At 70.0% G+C, this 16,634-nt stretch carries 16 protein-coding genes and 1 pseudogene; 7 read left to right on the top strand and 10 right to left on the bottom strand.

Annotated elements, in window-relative coordinates; genetic code table 11:
- From PKA16_RS08720 to tolB, 8 genes are all read right to left on the bottom strand, one after another.
- Positions 1–1,079: DnaB-like helicase C-terminal domain-containing protein (locus PKA16_RS08720; RefSeq protein WP_324402361.1), on the bottom strand; the 1,079-nt coding region annotated here is incomplete at its 3' end.
- Between the two features lie 239 nt (positions 1,080–1,318).
- Positions 1,319–1,771: a 50S ribosomal protein L9 gene (rplI, locus tag PKA16_RS08725; RefSeq protein ID WP_324402363.1), complete on the bottom strand. Its 453-nt coding sequence runs from the start codon at positions 1,769–1,771 to the stop codon at positions 1,319–1,321.
- A gap of 13 nt (positions 1,772–1,784) precedes the next feature.
- Positions 1,785–2,066: a 30S ribosomal protein S18 gene (gene rpsR, locus PKA16_RS08730; RefSeq protein ID WP_324402365.1), complete on the bottom strand. Its 282-nt coding sequence runs from the start codon at positions 2,064–2,066 to the stop codon at positions 1,785–1,787.
- A gap of 15 nt (positions 2,067–2,081) precedes the next feature.
- The gene (gene priB / locus PKA16_RS08735; protein ID WP_324402367.1) at positions 2,082–2,372 is read right to left on the bottom strand and encodes a primosomal replication protein N; all 291 of its coding nucleotides are present in this window, start codon (positions 2,370–2,372) and stop codon (positions 2,082–2,084) included.
- A 28-nt stretch (positions 2,373–2,400) separates the two neighbouring features.
- Positions 2,401–2,766: a 30S ribosomal protein S6 gene (rpsF, locus tag PKA16_RS08740; RefSeq protein WP_324402369.1), complete on the bottom strand. Its 366-nt coding sequence runs from the start codon at positions 2,764–2,766 to the stop codon at positions 2,401–2,403.
- 284 nt (positions 2,767–3,050) lie between these two features.
- Positions 3,051–3,803 (bottom strand): tol-pal system protein YbgF, encoded by a 753-nt coding sequence (ybgF, locus tag PKA16_RS08745; protein ID WP_324402371.1) that lies wholly within the window; start codon positions 3,801–3,803, stop codon positions 3,051–3,053.
- 11 nt (positions 3,804–3,814) lie between these two features.
- Positions 3,815–4,333 carry a peptidoglycan-associated lipoprotein Pal gene (pal, locus tag PKA16_RS08750; RefSeq protein WP_324402373.1) on the bottom strand — a complete coding sequence of 173 codons (519 nt, stop codon included), beginning with the start codon at positions 4,331–4,333 and terminating at the stop codon, positions 3,815–3,817.
- Between the two features lie 51 nt (positions 4,334–4,384).
- Positions 4,385–5,692 (bottom strand): Tol-Pal system beta propeller repeat protein TolB, encoded by a 1,308-nt coding sequence (gene tolB / locus PKA16_RS08755; protein ID WP_324402375.1) that lies wholly within the window; start codon positions 5,690–5,692, stop codon positions 4,385–4,387.
- Between the two features lie 191 nt (positions 5,693–5,883).
- Between tolB and msbA the strand changes: the two genes are divergently transcribed.
- The 6 genes and pseudogenes from msbA (at position 5,884) to lpdA (ending at position 13,252) form a co-directional block, all read left to right on the top strand.
- Positions 5,884–7,671 (top strand): lipid A export permease/ATP-binding protein MsbA, encoded by a 1,788-nt coding sequence (gene msbA / locus PKA16_RS08760; protein WP_324402376.1) that lies wholly within the window; start codon positions 5,884–5,886, stop codon positions 7,669–7,671.
- Between the two features lie 206 nt (positions 7,672–7,877).
- Positions 7,878–9,113, top strand: coding sequence for a 3-methyl-2-oxobutanoate dehydrogenase (2-methylpropanoyl-transferring) subunit alpha (locus PKA16_RS08765; RefSeq protein WP_324402378.1), 1,236 nt, complete (start codon positions 7,878–7,880; stop codon positions 9,111–9,113).
- Between the two features lie 3 nt (positions 9,114–9,116).
- Positions 9,117–10,172, top strand: coding sequence for an alpha-ketoacid dehydrogenase subunit beta (locus tag PKA16_RS08770; RefSeq protein WP_324402380.1), 1,056 nt, complete (start codon positions 9,117–9,119; stop codon positions 10,170–10,172).
- Position 10,173: 1 nt separating this feature from the next.
- Positions 10,174–10,392: pseudogene (locus PKA16_RS08775) on the top strand (biotin/lipoyl-containing protein); the annotation flags it as partial.
- Between the two features lie 165 nt (positions 10,393–10,557).
- A complete protein-coding gene (locus tag PKA16_RS08780) occupies positions 10,558–11,838 on the top strand; it encodes a dihydrolipoamide acetyltransferase family protein (protein ID WP_324402440.1) in 1,281 nt (426 codons plus the stop codon).
- Positions 11,839–11,854: 16 nt separating this feature from the next.
- Complete coding sequence (gene lpdA, locus PKA16_RS08785; protein ID WP_324402382.1) at positions 11,855–13,252, top strand: dihydrolipoyl dehydrogenase; 1,398 nt, start codon at positions 11,855–11,857, stop codon at positions 13,250–13,252.
- A 14-nt stretch (positions 13,253–13,266) separates the two neighbouring features.
- Here lpdA and PKA16_RS08790 read toward each other — a convergent pair whose 3' ends face one another.
- On the bottom strand, positions 13,267–14,253 hold the full coding sequence (locus tag PKA16_RS08790; protein ID WP_324402384.1) for a helix-turn-helix domain-containing protein: 987 nt from the start codon (positions 14,251–14,253) through the stop codon (positions 13,267–13,269).
- Positions 14,254–14,396: 143 nt separating this feature from the next.
- Here PKA16_RS08790 and PKA16_RS08795 point away from each other — a divergent pair, with 143 nt between their 5' ends.
- Positions 14,397–15,461 carry a carbon-nitrogen hydrolase family protein gene (locus PKA16_RS08795; protein ID WP_324402386.1) on the top strand — a complete coding sequence of 355 codons (1,065 nt, stop codon included), beginning with the start codon at positions 14,397–14,399 and terminating at the stop codon, positions 15,459–15,461.
- Positions 15,462–15,560: 99 nt separating this feature from the next.
- On the opposite strand, the gene PKA16_RS08800 is transcribed toward PKA16_RS08795, so the two are convergent.
- Positions 15,561–16,628 carry an AraC family transcriptional regulator gene (locus PKA16_RS08800; protein WP_324402388.1) on the bottom strand — a complete coding sequence of 356 codons (1,068 nt, stop codon included), beginning with the start codon at positions 16,626–16,628 and terminating at the stop codon, positions 15,561–15,563.
- Between the last annotated feature and the right edge of the window lie 6 nt (positions 16,629–16,634).

The raw sequence follows: 16,634 nt of genomic DNA on the forward strand, positions 1-16,634 counted from the left end.
TCGGTGGCGCGGTTCTCGTCGCCACTGCTGCTGCCGCTCATCAGCTGCAGGTAGTCGACCACGATCAGGCCGAGCTGGCCGTACTGGCGCGCCAGGCGCCGCGCGTTGGCGCGCAGCTCGGCCGGCGTCAGGCCCGGCGTCTCGTCGATGTGCAGGCTGATGCCGCGCAGGCGCTCGATTGCCTCGGTCAGGCGCGGCCACTCCTCGTCGGTCAGCTTGCCGGTGCGCAGATGCCCCTGGTCGATGCGGCCGATCGAGCCGACGATCCGCACCGCCAGTTGCGCCGCGCCCATTTCCATCGAGAACACCGCCACCGGCAGCTGTTCGGCCAGCGCCACGTGCTCGGCGATGTTGATGGCCAGCGCCGTCTTGCCCATCGAGGGGCGCGCCGCCAGCACCACCAGGTCGCCCTTCTGCAGGCCGGCGGTCATGCGGTCGAGGTCGTGGAAGCCGGTCGGCACCCCGGTGATGTCGTTCGGGTTGTCGGCCATCTCCTGCACGCGATCGAGCAGCTGCACGACCAGGCCGTCCATGGCCTGGAAGCCCTGCTTCATGCGCGAGCTCTGCTCGCCGATCTTGAAGATCTTGCCCTCGGCATCGTCCAGGATGCGCGCCACCGGCTTGCCCTGGGGATTGAAGGCGCTGGTCGCGATCTCGTCGCTGGCGCTGACGAGCTGGCGCAGGATCGAGCGCTCGCGCACGATCTCGGCGTAGCGCCGGATGTTGCTGGCGCTCGGCACGTACTGCGCCAGCGCGTTCAGGTAGGCCAGGCCGCCCACCTCCTCGTCCTTGCCCTGGCGCCGGAGTTCCTCGTGCACCGTGATCACGTCGGCCGGCTTGCTCTCGCCCACCAGCTTGCCGAGGGCGGCATACACCAGCCGGTGCTCGTAGCGATAGAAGTCGACCTCGGTCAGCACGTCGCCGACCCGGTCCCAGGCGCTGTTGTCCAGCAGCAAGCCGCCCAGCACGCTGGATTCCGCCTCGATCGAGTGCGGCGGGATGCGCAGCTGGTCGACCTGGTGGTCGCGGGGCAGTTCGGCGTCGTAGCCGGCGTAGTCGGGATCAAGAACAGTGGACATGGGCAATCGGTCAGGCAACAGCGGAATGCTACGACGCCCGCGCTCCCCTGTCACCGGACAAGCCTGTGGACAAGCTGTCTGCAAGCGGTGCAGGGCCGAGGCGAGACTGTGGACAGCCGAGCATGGTCACGCCCCGGGCCCTGCGCGCCGGTCGCGTGCTGCCCGGGCGTGCGCTCGCTGGTGCGCAGCAAAAGGCAAGCCGCCCGCAGGCGGCTTGCCAAGAGACGCGTGAAAGCCCTTCAGGCCGTCTCGCCGTACACCGAAACCGAGATCTCGGCCATGACATCGGTGTGCAGCGACACCGTAACCGTGGAATCGCCGACGGTCTTGATCGGACCGCCCGGCATGCGCACCTGTCCCTTGTGCACGTCGAAGCCCTGCTTCCTGAGCTCGTCGGCTATGTCGTGGTTGGTGACCGAGCCGAACAGGCGACCGTCGACGCCGGCCTTCTGCGTCAGCTTGATGGCGTGGCCGCTGAGCTGCTCGCCCAGCGCCTGCGCGGCCGCCAGCTTGTCGGCGGCGTGCTTCTCCAGCTCGGCGCGGCGCGCCTCGAACTCGGCCTTGGCGGCGGCGGTGGCGCGGCGCGCCTGCCCGGTGGGGATCAGGAAGTTGCGCGCGTAGCCGTCTTTGACCTTGACCACGTCGCCCAGGCTGCCCAGGTTGACGACCTTGTCCAGAAGAATGACTTGCATGGTGTCGACCTCCTCAGACCTTGTGCTGGTCGGTGTAGGGCAACAGCGCCAGGAAGCGCGCGCGCTTGATGGCGGTGTTGAGCTGGCGCTGGTAGATCGCGCGCGTGCCCGTCAGGCGCGCCGGCACGATCTTGCCGTTCTCGCCGATGAAGTCGCGCAGGGTGTCGATGTCCTTGTAGTCGATCTCCTCGACGCCCGCGACGGTGAAGCGGCAGAAGCGCTTGCGCTTGAACAGCAGCGACTGGCTGCTGCGCTTGGGGCGCCGATCCTTGCTGAATTTCTTGAACGTGGCCATTGAAAAGCCTCCTTGCTACTGATCCTGTTGAAAGTCCTGGATGTGGAGCACCACCTGCCGACCGCGGCGCGGCGCTGCCAGAAAACCGCTGTAACACCCGTTCGAGCCGATCGCCTGCGTCGCCAGCCGCTCGGCCAGCGTGCCCAGCGCGAGCGCCCTGAGCACCAGCCGCACCTGCCGCGCCTGGCCCAGTTGCTCGATCGTGGACTCGTGCTCCAGCTCGAGGTCGAGGGCCGGCAGACCGGCCGGGGTATGGCGCAGGGTGCCGGCTTGCGCGATGCGGGCACTCAGGCGAACCTGGTTCACCGCGCGCGCGCCCGGCCCGAACCCGGCGTCAGTTGGCGGCCTCCGCCTGCTGCGCCTTGCGCGCCTCCTCGCGCTCGACGCTCTTCATCATGAGCGACGGCGCGGTGTCGGCCTTCTTGCGCTGCACCGTGAGGTGGCGCAGCACGGCGTCGTTGAAGCGGAACGCATGCTCCAGCTCGCCCAGCACGGCCTGGTCGGCCTCGATGTTCAGGCACAGGTAGTGCGCCTTGGCCAGCTTGTTGATCTGGTAGGCCAGCTGACGGCGGCCCCAGTCCTCGACGCGGTGCACCTTGCCGTTGCCGGCGGTCACCATGCCCTTGTAGCGCTCGAGCATGGCGGGTACCTGCTCGCTCTGATCCGGGTGGATCAGCAAGATGATCTCGTAGTGACGCATGCAGACTCCTTGTGGATCGCGGCCCCCCGCTCGATGCGCGCGGCCGCCGGGTTGAAGCCGCCCCCGGCGTCGAACGGGGTGCGGCAAGGAAACCGAGAATTATAACGAATCCCAGCGCGTGGGCCAGCGCCACGAGCGATCGTCCGTCGCAGCCCGACCCGGTCCGGCCCGACGTGCACGCCGGCAGCCGCGAAGCGGGCCAGGCGCGGGCACCCGTGGCCTGGGTCTTCCGGGCCACTGGGTGCGTCCCTCAAGAGGGAAGCCACGCAGCGGCACAGGGGGGATCACTTCAGCTTCGCCAGCCGCTCGCGTCCGGCCTGGGCCGCCTCGGACTGCGGGTAGGTCTTGGCCAGCGATTCGAGCGTGGCGCGCGCCGCGTTCGTCTCCTTCAGCTCGATCTGGCAATTGGCGATCGACAGCAGGGCCTCGGGCGCCTTCGCGTGGTTGGGGGCCGCCGCGAGCAGGGAGCGGAAGTTGGTGATCGCTTCCTTGTAGTTGCGGGTCGCATACTGCGCGTTGCCGAGCCAGAACAGCGCTGCCGGAGCCAGGCTGCTGCTGGGATAGCGCTTGACGTAGTCGGCGAACTTGACCTGCGCCGCCGCATAGTCGCCGCTGCGAAACACCGCCAGCGCCGCCTCGTAATCGCGCTTTTCGTCGGGGCTCGACGCCGCGCCACCGGCCTCGCCCGCCGCGGGCGCGCCGCCGGTCTCCAGCCGCTGGAGGCGCTCGTCGAGCGAATCCAGCGCCTCGACGCGGTTGCGCAGCTCGGAGACGTCGCGCGTGAGCTGTTCGTCCTGGCCGCGTGCCTGTGCCAGCTCGCCGCGCAGCAGTTCGAGCTGCTGCTGCAACTCGAGCATGCTGCGGCGCAGCTGCGTGTTCTCCTCGACCAGCCGGTTTTGCGCCGTCACGGCCTGGTCGAAGCGCTGGCGCAGGTCGAGGATGGCCTGGCGCGCCTGGTCATCGCCACCGAAGATCTGGGCCTGGGCCGCTCCCGCCAGCACCAGGGCCAGGGCACCCAGCCCGCTGCGTGCGAGCATCGCGCCGCCCGTCATCGGTAGCGCAGCTCAACGCGCCGGTTCTGCGCGTAAGCCTCTTCGTCGCTGCCCTGCACAGCCGGCTTTTCCTCGCCGAAGCTGACGGCCTCGATCTGGTTGTCGCTGGCACCGACCAGGGTCAGCGCGCGACGCACCGCCTCGGCGCGCTTTTGCCCCAGCGCCAGGTTGTACTCGCGGCTGCCACGCTCGTCGGTATGCCCTTCGAGCACCACGTTGCGGCTGCGATTCGCCTGCAGGAAGCGCGCGTGCTGGTCGACCAGCGGCTGATAGTCCGGCTTGACGACGAAGCTGTCGAAGTCGAAATAGATGATGCGGCCGACCCCGACCGGACCCGCGACGTCACCCTGTGCGCTGCCGGCCTCGACCTGGGCGACCGAGCTCTGGCCGGCCGCGCCGTTGGCACCGCCGGTCGCGCTGGCGCCGCCCGCGATCTCCGGATCGAGCTTGACGTTGGAGCCGCAGCCGGCCAACGCCAGGGCCAGGATGGCCAGCATGATGGGACGTTTGATCATTCAAGTTTCTCCTGCAATGGAAGGGTTCGGGAAATTCGGCGGTGGCAGGCGTCAGCGCTGGAACGGCCCCCAGGACGGTTCGCGGATTTCGCCGCCCTGGCCGGCCAGACGCGCCTTGATCTTGCCGTCCAGCGTGGTGGTCATGAGCGCTTCGCGTCCGCCGTCGCGCGTCGCGTAGACGATCAGGCGGCTGTTGGGCGCGAAGCTCGGGTTCTCATCCTGCGCGGTGTCGGTGAGCGCGGTGACGTTGCCGCTGGCCAGTTCCATCAGGTGCAGGCGGAAGGCACCCCCCTGGCGCGAGACGTAGGCCATCCAGCGGCCGTCGGGGCTGATCGTCGGCGAGACGTTGTAGCTGCCGTTGAAGGTGACGCGCTGCGGCGCGCCGCCACTGACCGCCATGCGGTAGATCTGGGGCGCGCCGCCGCGGTCGCTGACGAAATACAGGGTGCGCCCGTCCGGCGCGAAGGCCGGCTCGGTGTCGATGCTTTGCGACTGCGTGAGCCGCCGGGGCTCGCCGCCGGCGGCATTGATCAGGTAGAGCTGCGAGCCGCCATCGCGCGACAGCGTGACGGCCAGGCTGCTGCCGTCGGGCGACCAGGCCGGCGCGCTGTTGGAGCCCTTGAAGTTGGCCAGCAAGCGACGTCGCCCGCTCGCCACCTCGTGCACATAGATGACCGGCTTGCGCGCCTCGAACGACACGTAGGCCAGTTGCCGACCGTCAGGCGACCAGGTCGGCGAGATGATGGATTCGGGGCTGGACAGCGCGGCCTGTGCGTTCTCGCCGTCGGCATCGGCGACCCACAGGGTGTAGCGGCCGCGGCCCCGCGTGACATAGGCCAGCCGGGTCGAGAACACGCCCTTCTCGCCGGTCAGCTTCTCGTAGATGTAGTCGGCGATCTTGTGCGCCGCGAGGCGCAGGTCGGCCTGCGGCACGACATAGCCGAGGCCGCCCAGGTCGCGGTCGCCGACCACGTCCCAGAGCCGGAAGCGCGTATCCCAGCGGCCGTCCGGCAGGCGCGCGACACTGCCGCCGGCCAGCGCGTCGGCGCCGCGCTGGCGCCAGGCCGACATGTCCGGGCGGGTGGTCTCGTCCATCGCCTCGCCGCCGGTGTCGACGCCGCGGAACTGGCCGCTGCGCTCGAGGTCGGCGCGCACGATGGCGCTGATCTTCTGCGGTGACGCCGCCTCGCCGCGAAACGGCACCAGCGCGATCGGCATCTGGGTCAGGCCGATGCCCGAGACCTCGACCCGAAACTGTGCCAGCGCCGGCAGCGTCGGCGTGGCGAGCAGCGCCGCCAGCAGCAGGTGGCGCCGGGTGGCGTCGGGGAGTTCGGAACAGGTGTGTTGAATCAGGCTCATGCTTGGGATCGTGAAACCGCTGCGGCGGCCCCTTGCGGCCACCGATGTTACCTATTTGGAACCGGGGCACGTCACAAACTGTAGCGCCGCGCCCCGGCACCCGTCTGTGAGGCGGCGCCCGGGAAATGGTTCCGGCACCGCGGCGACCCCCCACGCCGCCTAGAATCGAACGTTTGCCCGCCCGCGCGCCCATGCCCCCCAGAGCCGATCCAGCCGACCAACGCTCGTTGCTGCAACGCATGCGGCGCCTGTTGCCCTACTTTCGCCAGTACCGCGTCGGCTGGGTGATGGCGGTGATCTCGACCCTGATCGGCGCGCTCACGGAACCGGCCATCCCGGCACTGCTCAAGCCGCTGCTGGACGACGGCTTCAACCAGGGCCGGCTGCAGCTGTGGATGGTGCCCACGGCGATCATCGGCCTGTTCGCGATCCGCGGCGTGGCGCAGTTCGCTGGGCGCTACGCGCTCTCGCGCATTGCCGCCGACGGCATGGTGGTGCTGCGGCGCCAGCTGTTCGACCGCCTGCTGCACGCCGACCTGGCGCTGTTCGCCCGCCAGTCGGCCAGCCAGCTCGCCAACACCATCGTGTACGAGGTGCAGACCGGCTCCACCCTGCTGGTGCAGGCACTGCTCAACCTGGCACGCGACGGCTTCACCGTGGTCGCCCTGCTGGGCTACCTGATCTACCTGAACTGGCAGCTCACGCTGATCGTGCTGGTGCTGGTGCCCTGCGTCGCCTTCATCCTCAAGACCCTGTCGCGGCGCCTGTACAAGGTCACGCGCCAGAGCCAGAGCGCCACCGACGAACTGGCCTACGTGGTGGAGGAAAACGTGCTGGCGCACCGCATGGTGCGGCTGCACCAGGCACAGGACGGCCAGGCGCGCCGCTTCGACGCGCTCAGCCACCACCTGCGCAACCTGGCACTGAAGGCCACGCGCGCCTCGGCCGCCAGCATGCCGCTGGCGCAGCTGGTGTCGGCAATCGCCCTGTCCAGCGTGATCGCGATCGCGCTGTCGCAGGGCCAGTCCGGCGATGGGCCCGGGGTGACCGTCGGCGGCTTCGTGGCCTTCATCGGTGCCATGCTGATGCTGGTTGCGCCGACGCGCCGGCTGGCCGACATCATCAACCCGATCACGCGCGGCCTGGCCGCGCTCGAGCGCGGCCTGGAACTGATGGACTCGGTGCAGGCGGAGCTGGATTCGCCGCGGGCGAGCGCCGGGCAGGTGCCGCCGCGCGCACGCGGCGAGATCGAGCTGCTCGGGGCCAGCGTGCGCTACCGCGACGACGCCGAGCCGGCGCTCGACGGCGTCAGCCTGTGCATCCCGGCCGGGCAGACCGTTGCCCTGGTCGGCCCCTCGGGCGCCGGCAAGACCACGCTCGTGAACCTGCTGCCGCGCTTCGTCGAGCCGACGGCCGGGCAGGTGCGCCTGGACGGCATCGACCTGGCCCACTGGCCGCTGGCGGCGCTGCGCGCGCAGTTCGCGCTGGTGAGCCAGGACGTCACCATGCTCAACGACAGCATCGCCGCCAACGTCGCGCTCGGCGCCGGCACCATCGATCGCGCCCGGGTGGAACGCTGCCTCGCGCAGGCCAACCTCGCCGAGCACGTCGCCAGCCTGCCGCAGGGCATCGACACCGTGGTCGGCCACAACGCCACCGAACTGTCGGGCGGCCAGCGCCAACGCCTGGCGATCGCGCGCGCCCTGTACAAGGACGCGCCGGTGCTGCTGCTGGACGAGGCCACCTCGGCGCTGGACACGCAAAGCGAACGCCTGGTGCAGCAGGCGCTGGCCACCGCCATGCGGGGCCGCACCACGCTGGTGATCGCGCACCGGCTGTCCACCATCGAGCACGCCGACCGCATCGTGGTGATGGAGCGCGGCACCATCATGGAGCAGGGCACGCACGCCGAGCTGATCGCCGCGGGCAACCTGTACGCGCGCCTGCACGGCCTGGCTGCCGAGTCCGCGCCCGGCTGATGCAGGACCACGGGGTGTCGCGCTCCCGGCACGCCCGAATCACCTTGCCGCGCACGGGACTTTGCGCGACACTGGCCACGGCGCTGCCGCTGCACTAAGATTCGCGCCTGCGTCTTGACGCAATGGGGGACGGTCAGCCACAAGCTGGCCGGCCGTCCAGTGCTTGACCATGCCGCGCGACAAAATCGGGCGGACGGAGACCATGGATGACATCGCATCAGCCGTTGCGGCTGCACGTGCCCGAGCCGACCGGCCGCCCGGGCGGAAAAACCGATTTTTCCTATCTGGTGGTGACGCCGGCAGGCGCTGTGCGCCGACCATCACCCGACACCACGGCGGCCAACACCGCGGACCTGGCCACCAGCCTGATCCGGGTCCTCGATGACGATGGCCAGGCGGTCGGTCCCTGGGCCCCGAGCATCCACCCCGAGCGCCTGCGCCGCGGTCTGCGCGCGATGCTGAAGACGCGCATCTTCGACGCCCGCATGCTGACGGCGCAGCGCCAGAAGAAGCTGTCCTTCTACATGCAGTGCCTGGGCGAGGAAGCCATCGCCGTGGCGCACGCACAAGCGCTCGAAGAGGGCGACATGTGCTTCCCCACCTATCGCCAGCAGGGCCTGCTGCTCTCGCGCGACGACATCTCGATGGTCGAGATGATCTGCCAGCTCATGAGCAACGAACGCGACCCGATCAAGGGACGCCAGCTGCCCGTGATGTATTCGTACAAGCGCGCCGGCTTCTTCTCGATTTCGGGCAACCTGGCGACGCAGGTGCCGCAGGCCGTGGGCTGGGCCATGGCCTCGGCGATCAAGGGCGACACCAAGATCGCCTCGGCCTGGATCGGCGACGGCTCCACCGCCGAGGCCGACTTCCACACCGCGCTCACCTTTGCCCACGTCTACCAGGCGCCGGTGATCATCAACGTGGTGAACAACCAGTGGGCGATCTCGACCTTCCAGGCCATCGCCGGTGGCGAGGGCACGACCTTCGCGCAGCGCGGCGTCGGCGTGGGCATCGCCTCGCTGCGCGTCGACGGCAATGACTTCCTGGCGGTGTACGCCGCCTCCAGGTGGGCCGCCGAGCGCGCGCGCACCAACCACGGGCCGACCCTGATCGAATGGGAAACCTACCGGGCCGGCCCGCACTCGACCTCGGACGACCCGTCCAAGTACCGCCCCGCCGACGACTGGAAGCGCTTCCCGCTGGGCGACCCGATCGAGCGCCTGAAGCAGCACCTGATCGCCATCGGCGAATGGAGCGAGGCGCAGCATGCGCAGGCGCAGAAGGACCTGGAGGCCGAGGTGATCGCGGCGCAGAAGGAGGCCGAAAGCTACGGCACCCTGCTCGACGGCCGCGTGCCCAGCGCCGCCACGATCTTCGAGGACGTGTACAAGGACATGCCGGAGCACCTGCGCCGGCAACGCCAGCAGATGGGAGTGTGAGCGATGGCCGAATCAGCACAGGACACAGCGCTCGCCGGCGAGCCCGTGCCCATGACCATGATCCAGGCGCTGCGCTCGGCGCTGGACATCACCATGGGGCGCGACGACAACGTCATCGTCTACGGCGAGGACGTGGGTTTCTTTGGCGGCGTGTTCCGCGTCACGGAAGGCCTGCAGGCCAAGTATGGCAAGACCCGTTGCTTCGACGCACCGATCTCCGAATCCGGCATCGTCGGCACGGCCATCGGCATGGCGGCCTATGGGCTGCGCCCCGCGGTGGAGATCCAGTTCGCCGACTACGTCTACCCGGCCTATGACCAGATCGTCTCCGAGCTGGCGCGCCTGCGGCACCGCTCGGCGGGCGACTTCTTCGCTCCCATCACCATCCGCATGCCCTGCGGCGGCGGCATCTACGGCGGCCAGACGCACAGCCAGAGCCCGGAGGCGGTGTTCACCCACGTCAGCGGTCTGCGCACCGTGATGCCGAGCAATCCGGTGGATGCCAAGGGCCTGCTGATCGCGTCACTGGAATGTGACGACCCGGTCATCTTCCTGGAGCCCAAGCGCCTCTACAACGGCCCGTTCGACGGCCACCACGACAAGCCGGTCGTGCCCTGGTCCAAGCACGAGCTGGGCAAGGTGCCACCCGGCTACTACACGGTGCCGCTCGACAGCGCAGCCATCTTCCGTCCGGGCAAGGCCGTCACCGTGCTGACCTACGGCACCATGGTGTGGGTGAGCGAATGCGCTGCGCGCGAGACCGGCATCGACGCCGAGATCATCGACCTGCGCTCGATCTGGCCGCTCGACCTGGAGACCATCGTGAATTCGGTGCGCAAGACCGGGCGCTGCGTGGTGGTGCACGAGGCCACGCGCACCAGCGGCTTTGGCGCCGAACTGGTGGCGCTGGTGCAGGAACACTGCTTCTACGAACTGGAGGCGCCGATCGAGCGCGTGACGGGCTTCGACACGCCCTATCCGCACGCACAGGAATGGGCCTACTTCCCGGGGCCGGCGCGCGTGGGCGCGGCCCTCAAGCGCGCGGTGGAGGGCAACTGACATGGGTATCTACGTCATCCGCGTGCCCGACATCGGCGAGGGCATTGCCGAGGTCGAGCTGGTGGCCTGGCACGTGCAGCCGGGCAGCGCCGTGACCGAGGACCAGCTCGTCGCCGACGTCATGACCGACAAGGCCACGGTCGAGGTACCCTCGCCCGTGCATGGCAAGGTGCTGGCGCTGGGCGGTGCCGTGGGCGAGGTGCTGGCCGTCGGCGCCGAGCTGATCCGCCTGGAAGTCGAGGGGCCGGGCAACCTGAAGGGCGACGAGACGGCAGCGCCGGCTCCGGCTCCGGCGCCAGCGGCGGCGCCGGCACCCACCGCCCCGGCCCAGGCAGCACCCGCCGCAGCACCGGCGGCGGCCGCGGCACCGGGCAAGGGCGTCTACGTGATCCGCGTGCCGGACATCGGCGAAGGCATTGCCGAGGTCGAGCTGGTGGCCTGGCACGTGCAGCCCGGCGAGAGCATCACCGAGGACCAGCTCGTCGCCGACGTGATGACCGACAAGGCCACGGTCGAGGTGCCCTCGCCCGTGCACGGCAAGGTGCTGTCGCAGGGCGGCGCCGTGGGTGCCGTGCTGGCGGTCGGCTCCGAGCTGGTGCGGCTGGAGGTCGACGGCCCGGGCAACCTCAAGGACGACGAGGCCGCGGCACCGGCACCGGCACCGGCGCCCGCTGCGGCCGCTCCGGCGCCGGCACCGGCCGCACCGAAGCCGGCACCGGCACCCGCCGCCGCTGCGAAGCCGGCCGCGGCAAGGCCGGCCGTGCGCGCGCCCGTCACGCCACGCAAGGAAGGCGAACGCCCGCTGGCCTCGCCCGCGGTGCGCCGGCGCGCACTCGACATGGGCATCGACCTGCGCCTGGTGCACGGCAGCGGGCCGGCCGGCCGCATCCAGCACGAGGACCTCGACGCCTGGGCCGCCGGCGGCGGCCAGATGGCGGCGGTCGGCGCCTCGCCCTACGTCGAGCGCCACGGCGAGGAGGCGATCCCGGTGATCGGCCTGCGCCGCCGCATCGCGCAGAAGATGCAGGACTCCAAGCGGCGCATCCCCCACTTCAGCTACGTCGAGGAGATCGACGTGACCGAGCTGGAGGCCCTGCGCACGCGACTGAACGCGCGTCACGGCGCCACGCGCGGCAAGCTCACCGTGCTGCCCTTCCTGGTGCGTGCGATGGTGGTGGCCCTGCGCGACTTTCCGCAGGTCAACGCGCGCTACGACGACGACGCCGGCGTCGTCACGCGTTACGAGCCGGTGCACCTGGGGGTGGCGACGCAGACGCCGGGCGGCCTGATGGTGCCGGTGCTGCGCCACGCCGAGAGCCTGGACCTGTGGCAGTGCGCCGCGGGCATCGCACGCGTGGCCGAGGGCGCGCGCAGCGGCAAGGCGCCGCGCGAGGAGCTGTCGGGCTCGACCATCACCCTGACCAGCCTCGGGGCGCTGGGCGGCATCGTCTCGACGCCCGTCATCAACCACCCGGAGGTCGCCATCGTCGGCGTCAACCGCATGATCGAACGGCCGATGCTGCGGGAGGGCCAGGTGGTGGCGCGCCTGCTGATGAACCTCTCGTCCTCGTTCGACCACCGCGTGGTCGACGGCATGGACGCGGCCTTGTTCATCCAGGCCATGCGCGCCCTGCTCGAAGCGCCCGCCCTGCTGTTCGTCGAGTGAAGCGGGAGGACCCAACATGAAAGAAATCACCACCAAGCTCCTCGTCATCGGCGGCGGCCCGGGCGGCTACGTCGCCGCCATCCGCGCCGGCCAGCTGGGCGTGTCCACGGTGCTGGTCGAGGGCGCGCGCCTGGGCGGCACCTGCCTGACCATCGGCTGCATCCCGTCCAAGGCGCTGATCCACGCGGCGCAGGCCTTCGAGCACGCGCGCCACCAGGCCGGCGGCAGCTCGGCCCTCGGCATCCACGTCAAGGAACCGGCGATCGACATCGCGCAGACGGTGAAGTGGAAGGACGGCATCGTGCAGCGCCTGTCCGGCGGCGTCGGCGGCCTGCTGCGCAAGGCCGGCGTGCAGGTGCTGGCCGGCTGGGCACACATCGAGGACGGCAAGACCGTCACCGTCAAGCCGGCCGAGGGCGAACCGGTGCGCGTGCGCTGCGAGCACCTGCTGCTGGCGACCGGCTCGGAGCCGGTCGAGTTGCCGTCGATGCCCTTTGGCGGCGCCATCTGGTCATCCACCGACGCGCTCTCGCCGGGCGCCCTGCCCAGGCGGCTGGTGGTGGTCGGCGCCGGCTACATCGGGCTCGAACTCGGCATTGCCTACCGCAAGCTGGGGGTCGAGGTCACCGTGGTCGAAGCGCTGCAGCGCGTCCTGCCGACCTACGACGAGGAGCTGACCAAGCCGGTGCTGGACGCGCTCAGGAAGAGCGGCGTGGTGCTGCACCTGGGCTGCAGCGTGCTGGGCCACGACGACAAGCAGGGCGTGCACGTGCGCAACGCCCAGGCCGACGAATTCGCCCTGCCGGCCGATCGCGTGCTGGTGGCGGTCGGGCGGCGGCCGCGCACCCAGGGCTTCGGCCTGGAGTCGCTGCAACTCGACATGGCGGGGCGCCACGTCGCGATCGATGCGCACTGCCGCACGTCGATGCGGGGTGTCTGGGCCATCGGCGACGTGACCGGCGAACCCATGCTGGCGCACCGCGCCATGGCGCAGGGCGAATGCGTGGCCGAGCAGATCGCGGGCCGCAACCGGCGCTTCGAGCCGATGGCGATTCCGGCCGTGTGCTTCACCGACCCCGAAGTGGTCGTCGCCGGTCGCACGCCAGCCGAAGCGCGTGCCGCCGGCATCGATTGCCTCGAGGCCGCCTTCCCGTTTTCCGCCAACGGCCGTGCCATGACACTGGAGGCCAGCGCCGGCTTCGTGCGGGTGGTCGCGCGCAAGGACAACCACCTGATCCTGGGCTGGCAGGCGGTCGGCCAGGGCGTGGCCGAACTGGCCGCTGCCTTCACCCAGTCGATCGAGATGGGTGCACGCCTCGAGGACATCGCCGGCACCATCCACGCGCACCCGACACTGGGCGAAGCGGTGCAGGAAGCAGCGCTGCGCGCGCTGGGGCACGCGCTGCACATCTGACGCGCAGCGGTCGACTACAGGCCGTCCAGCACGCTGCGGCCTGTGCTCCCCAGCACGGACTCGCGCAACGCCCGCGGCGAACAGCCAACGCGGGCGCGAAACGCACGGCTGAAATGGGCTGAGTCGTTGAAGCCGCTGCCAAAGGCGATCCCGCTCACGCTGCGTGCGCGCAGCGCCGGATCGCACAGGTCACGACGCGCCCCATCCAGGCGGCGCGCCCAGATGCAGTCTGCAATCGATGTGGCCTCGCCGCGCCAGGCGCGATGCAGGGTGCTTGGCGACACGCGCAGCCGCTGGGCGATCGTCGCCACGCCAAAGCCCGGGTCGCGCCAATGCTCATCAATCAGGGCCCGGATGGCAGCCCGATGGTACGCCGCCAGCTGCGATACCGGCTCGCGCTGCGCAGCGGGCAGCGTCGACAAGCCCGCCACCAGGATTTGCGTCACGCTGTCGGCAACCGCCACCGCCGATTCTGGCGCCAGCGAACCGATCTCGGCGGCCAGCGTGCGAATCATGCCAATCATCAGATGCCCCGCGCCGCGATCGCCACGCACGGTGCTCGCCGTGAGCCGTTCGGTGTCCCGCAAGGCGCTGCGCAGCGTAGCCCCCGGCAACATCAGCACATACTGTTGAAAGGCGCCATCAAAGCGCAGCTCGTAGGGCCGAGTACTGTCGTAGAGTGCGAAATCACCGGGGACGAGACGCGCCGTCCGCCCATCCTGGATCACGAAACCCTCTCCCGCGGACTGGATGCTGACCAGGAAGTAGTCCTCGCTGGCCCGAGCGATCTTGACGGGCGTGCGGCACACCCGCTGCGCGGTTGCACTGACCCGCGTGAAATCCAGCGTGGCCAGGCGTCGCGCCGAAATCTCGCCTTCGATCGCGCGAGCATCGCCCAGCGGGACGCATTCCAGCTGGACATAGGTATCGCAGACCATGTCGGTCCAGTACGCCAGACGATGGCGCGGCTCGACGTCAGCCGTGGACGCGTTGCGGGACATGCGCGCAGGATAAGCAGCAGCGCCCGTTTCGACAAGCAGTGCAACACCCGATCAAGACATGCGCGCTCCAGAATCAAGCGCCAGCGGCAGGCCTTGCCTACGATGAAGCGCGTCACAACCACCACCCACACAGGAGACCAGCCATGGCAACCACCCACCCCAAGTTCCGCGCAGCAGCCGTCCAGGCCGCACCGGTGTTCCTGAACCTCGACGCCTCGATCGACAAGGCGATCGGACTGATCGAGGAAGCCGCCAAGCATGATGCGCAGCTGATCGCCTTTCCGGAAACCTGGCTGCCGGGTTACCCGTGGGTCATCTGGCTGGATTCGCCGGCCTGGGGCATGCAGTTCATCCAGCGTTACCACGACAACTCGCTCGTCTATGGCAGCCCCGAAGCGGCACGTCTGACCGCCGCAGCACGCAAGAACAAGATCACGGTTGTCATGGGCCATGCCGAGAAGGCCGGCGGCAGCCTGTACATGGGCCAGTGGATCATCGGCCCCGACGGCGAGACGATCGCCCGGCGCCGCAAGCTCAAGCCCACCCATGTGGAGCGCACGGTGTTCGGCGAAGGCGACGGCAGCGACCTTGCGGTGTGGAACACCCCGCAAGGCCGCATGGGTGCACTGTGCTGCTGGGAACACCTGCAACCCCTGTCCAAGTACGCGATGTACGCCCAGAACGAGCAGATCCACATCGCGGCGTGGCCCAGTTTCTCGGTCTATCGCGGCGGTGCCCACGCGCTGGGCGCCGAGGTGAACAACGCCGCCAGCCAGATCTACGCCGTCGAAGGGCAGTGCTTCGTCATCGCACCGTGTGCCACGGTGTCCAAGGAAATGGTCGAGATGCTGTGCACCGACGACACGAAGAAGCAGTTGCTGCTGGAAGGCGGTGGCTTTGCCCGCATCTACGCGCCGGACGGGCAGCTGATGCACACCCCGCTGGCCGAAACCGAGGAAGGCCTCGTCTACGCGGACATCGACCTGGGCATGATCTCCCTGGCCAAGGCGGCAGCCGACCCGGCCGGGCACTATTCGCGCCCCGACGTCACCCGCCTGCTGCTCAACAAGACGCCCCGCGACCGCGTGGTCGTGGTGCAGCCCGACGCCCCCCAGGACATGGCGCGTCACGGCGACGATGAAGCCCAGTTGGTGTCCGCCCGCACCGACATGCTGACCGCGGTGGCAGCCAGCACGCGCGCCGACTGACGCTTTCACAGCCACTTCGCGAAAGCGGTCCGCGCAATCCATGCGAGCCGCCTTGCCATCGCCCCTTACCCGCAGCCCGGTCCCGGGCCCGAGGCTCGGTCAGGGCAATCGGGTGGACGCCTCGGTCGAGGCGGGCCACCCGACCCCATGCTCCGGCCGAGCCGCGCGCCAATCCTGGGGCGTGCAGCCGGTCCAGCGCCTGAAGGCCCGCCAGAACACCGCCGGTTCCGCATAGCCCAGCGCCAGACCGATGTCGGCCAGCGGGCGCGTGGTGTGCGCCACGGCCTGCAGCGCGGTGTCGCGCCGCACGCCGTCCAGCAGTTCGGTGAAGCTCAGGCCTTGCGCCTGCATGCGCCGCGCCAGCGTGCGCTCGCTCACGCCCAGGGCGCGCGCTGCCTCGGCGCGGGTGGGCACCCGGCTGGCCAGCGTGGCGACCATCCAGGCACGCAGCTCCTGCGCCAGCGCCCCGCCCTGCGTCAGGTCGGCCAGCCGTTCGGCCGCCGCGCGCTGGTGCTCGCGCGCGCGCCGCTGGTCGGCCCGCAGCAGCGGCGCATCCAGCAGCGCGTTGTCCAGCAGCAGGCCGCTGAAGGCCTGCTCGAACGCCACCGGGCAGGCAAATACCTCACGGTAGCCCGCCGCCAGGCCGATGCGCGGCTGACTGAACTGCACCTGCTGCGGCCGTACCGTGCCGCCGCCGCTGCTGCGCACCGCACCGCGAATGAAGGTCAGCGTCGCCGCCAGCACCGCTTCGACCTGGTGCGGGCTGAAAGCCAGCGCGCCCTGGCGCGGGTGGTAGATCAGCCAGCTGGCGCGCGCGCCCACCACCATCTGGAAGCGCCCGCCATCGCTGATCAGGCGCTGGTACTTCTGCACCGCCGCGATCGCCTCGCGCAGCGTGGCGCTGGTCTGCAGCAGCCCGCCCACCACGTTGAAGTTGGCCGGCCCGACCTGGCTGCCGGCCTTCAGGCCAAAGCTCGCGTCCTGCGTCAGCTGCACCGCCGCGCGCCACAGCCGGGTGATGTGGTCGATCGGCCAGCGCTCCTGCCGCAGCTCCTCGGACGCTATGCCAGCCTGCGCCAGCAGCGCCTCTCGCGCCACGCCCTGGCGCGCGGCGGCATCCAGCACGGTGTTCACCCAGCTCATGGAGACGGTGGCCTGCAGCGTCATGGCGGC

Origin of the sequence: Ottowia sp. (assembly GCF_035325765.1) — a bacterium.
GTDB lineage: Bacteria > Pseudomonadota > Gammaproteobacteria > Burkholderiales > Burkholderiaceae_C > Ottowia.

What these genes read in the sequence shown, in the direction of transcription:
- rplI (WP_324402363.1), bottom strand. Translation starts at nt 1,771, where the DNA reads ATGCAAGTCATTCTTCTGGACAAGGTCGTCAACCTGGGCAGCCTGGGC.
- rpsR (WP_324402365.1), bottom strand. Translation starts at nt 2,066, where the DNA reads ATGGCCACGTTCAAGAAATTCAGCAAGGATCGGCGCCCCAAGCGCAGC.
- rpsF (WP_324402369.1), bottom strand. Translation starts at nt 2,766, where the DNA reads ATGCGTCACTACGAGATCATCTTGCTGATCCACCCGGATCAGAGCGAG.
- ybgF (WP_324402371.1), bottom strand. Translation starts at nt 3,803, where the DNA reads ATGCTCGCACGCAGCGGGCTGGGTGCCCTGGCCCTGGTGCTGGCGGGA.
- pal (WP_324402373.1), bottom strand. Translation starts at nt 4,333, where the DNA reads ATGATCAAACGTCCCATCATGCTGGCCATCCTGGCCCTGGCGTTGGCC.
- tolB (WP_324402375.1), bottom strand. Translation starts at nt 5,692, where the DNA reads ATGAGCCTGATTCAACACACCTGTTCCGAACTCCCCGACGCCACCCGG.
- msbA (WP_324402376.1), top strand. Translation starts at nt 5,884, where the DNA reads ATGCCCCCCAGAGCCGATCCAGCCGACCAACGCTCGTTGCTGCAACGC.
- PKA16_RS08765 (WP_324402378.1), top strand. Translation starts at nt 7,878, where the DNA reads ATGACATCGCATCAGCCGTTGCGGCTGCACGTGCCCGAGCCGACCGGC.
- PKA16_RS08770 (WP_324402380.1), top strand. Translation starts at nt 9,117, where the DNA reads ATGGCCGAATCAGCACAGGACACAGCGCTCGCCGGCGAGCCCGTGCCC.
- lpdA (WP_324402382.1), top strand. Translation starts at nt 11,855, where the DNA reads ATGAAAGAAATCACCACCAAGCTCCTCGTCATCGGCGGCGGCCCGGGC.
- PKA16_RS08790 (WP_324402384.1), bottom strand. Translation starts at nt 14,253, where the DNA reads ATGTCCCGCAACGCGTCCACGGCTGACGTCGAGCCGCGCCATCGTCTG.
- PKA16_RS08795 (WP_324402386.1), top strand. Translation starts at nt 14,397, where the DNA reads ATGGCAACCACCCACCCCAAGTTCCGCGCAGCAGCCGTCCAGGCCGCA.
- PKA16_RS08800 (WP_324402388.1), bottom strand. Translation starts at nt 16,628, where the DNA reads ATGACGCTGCAGGCCACCGTCTCCATGAGCTGGGTGAACACCGTGCTG.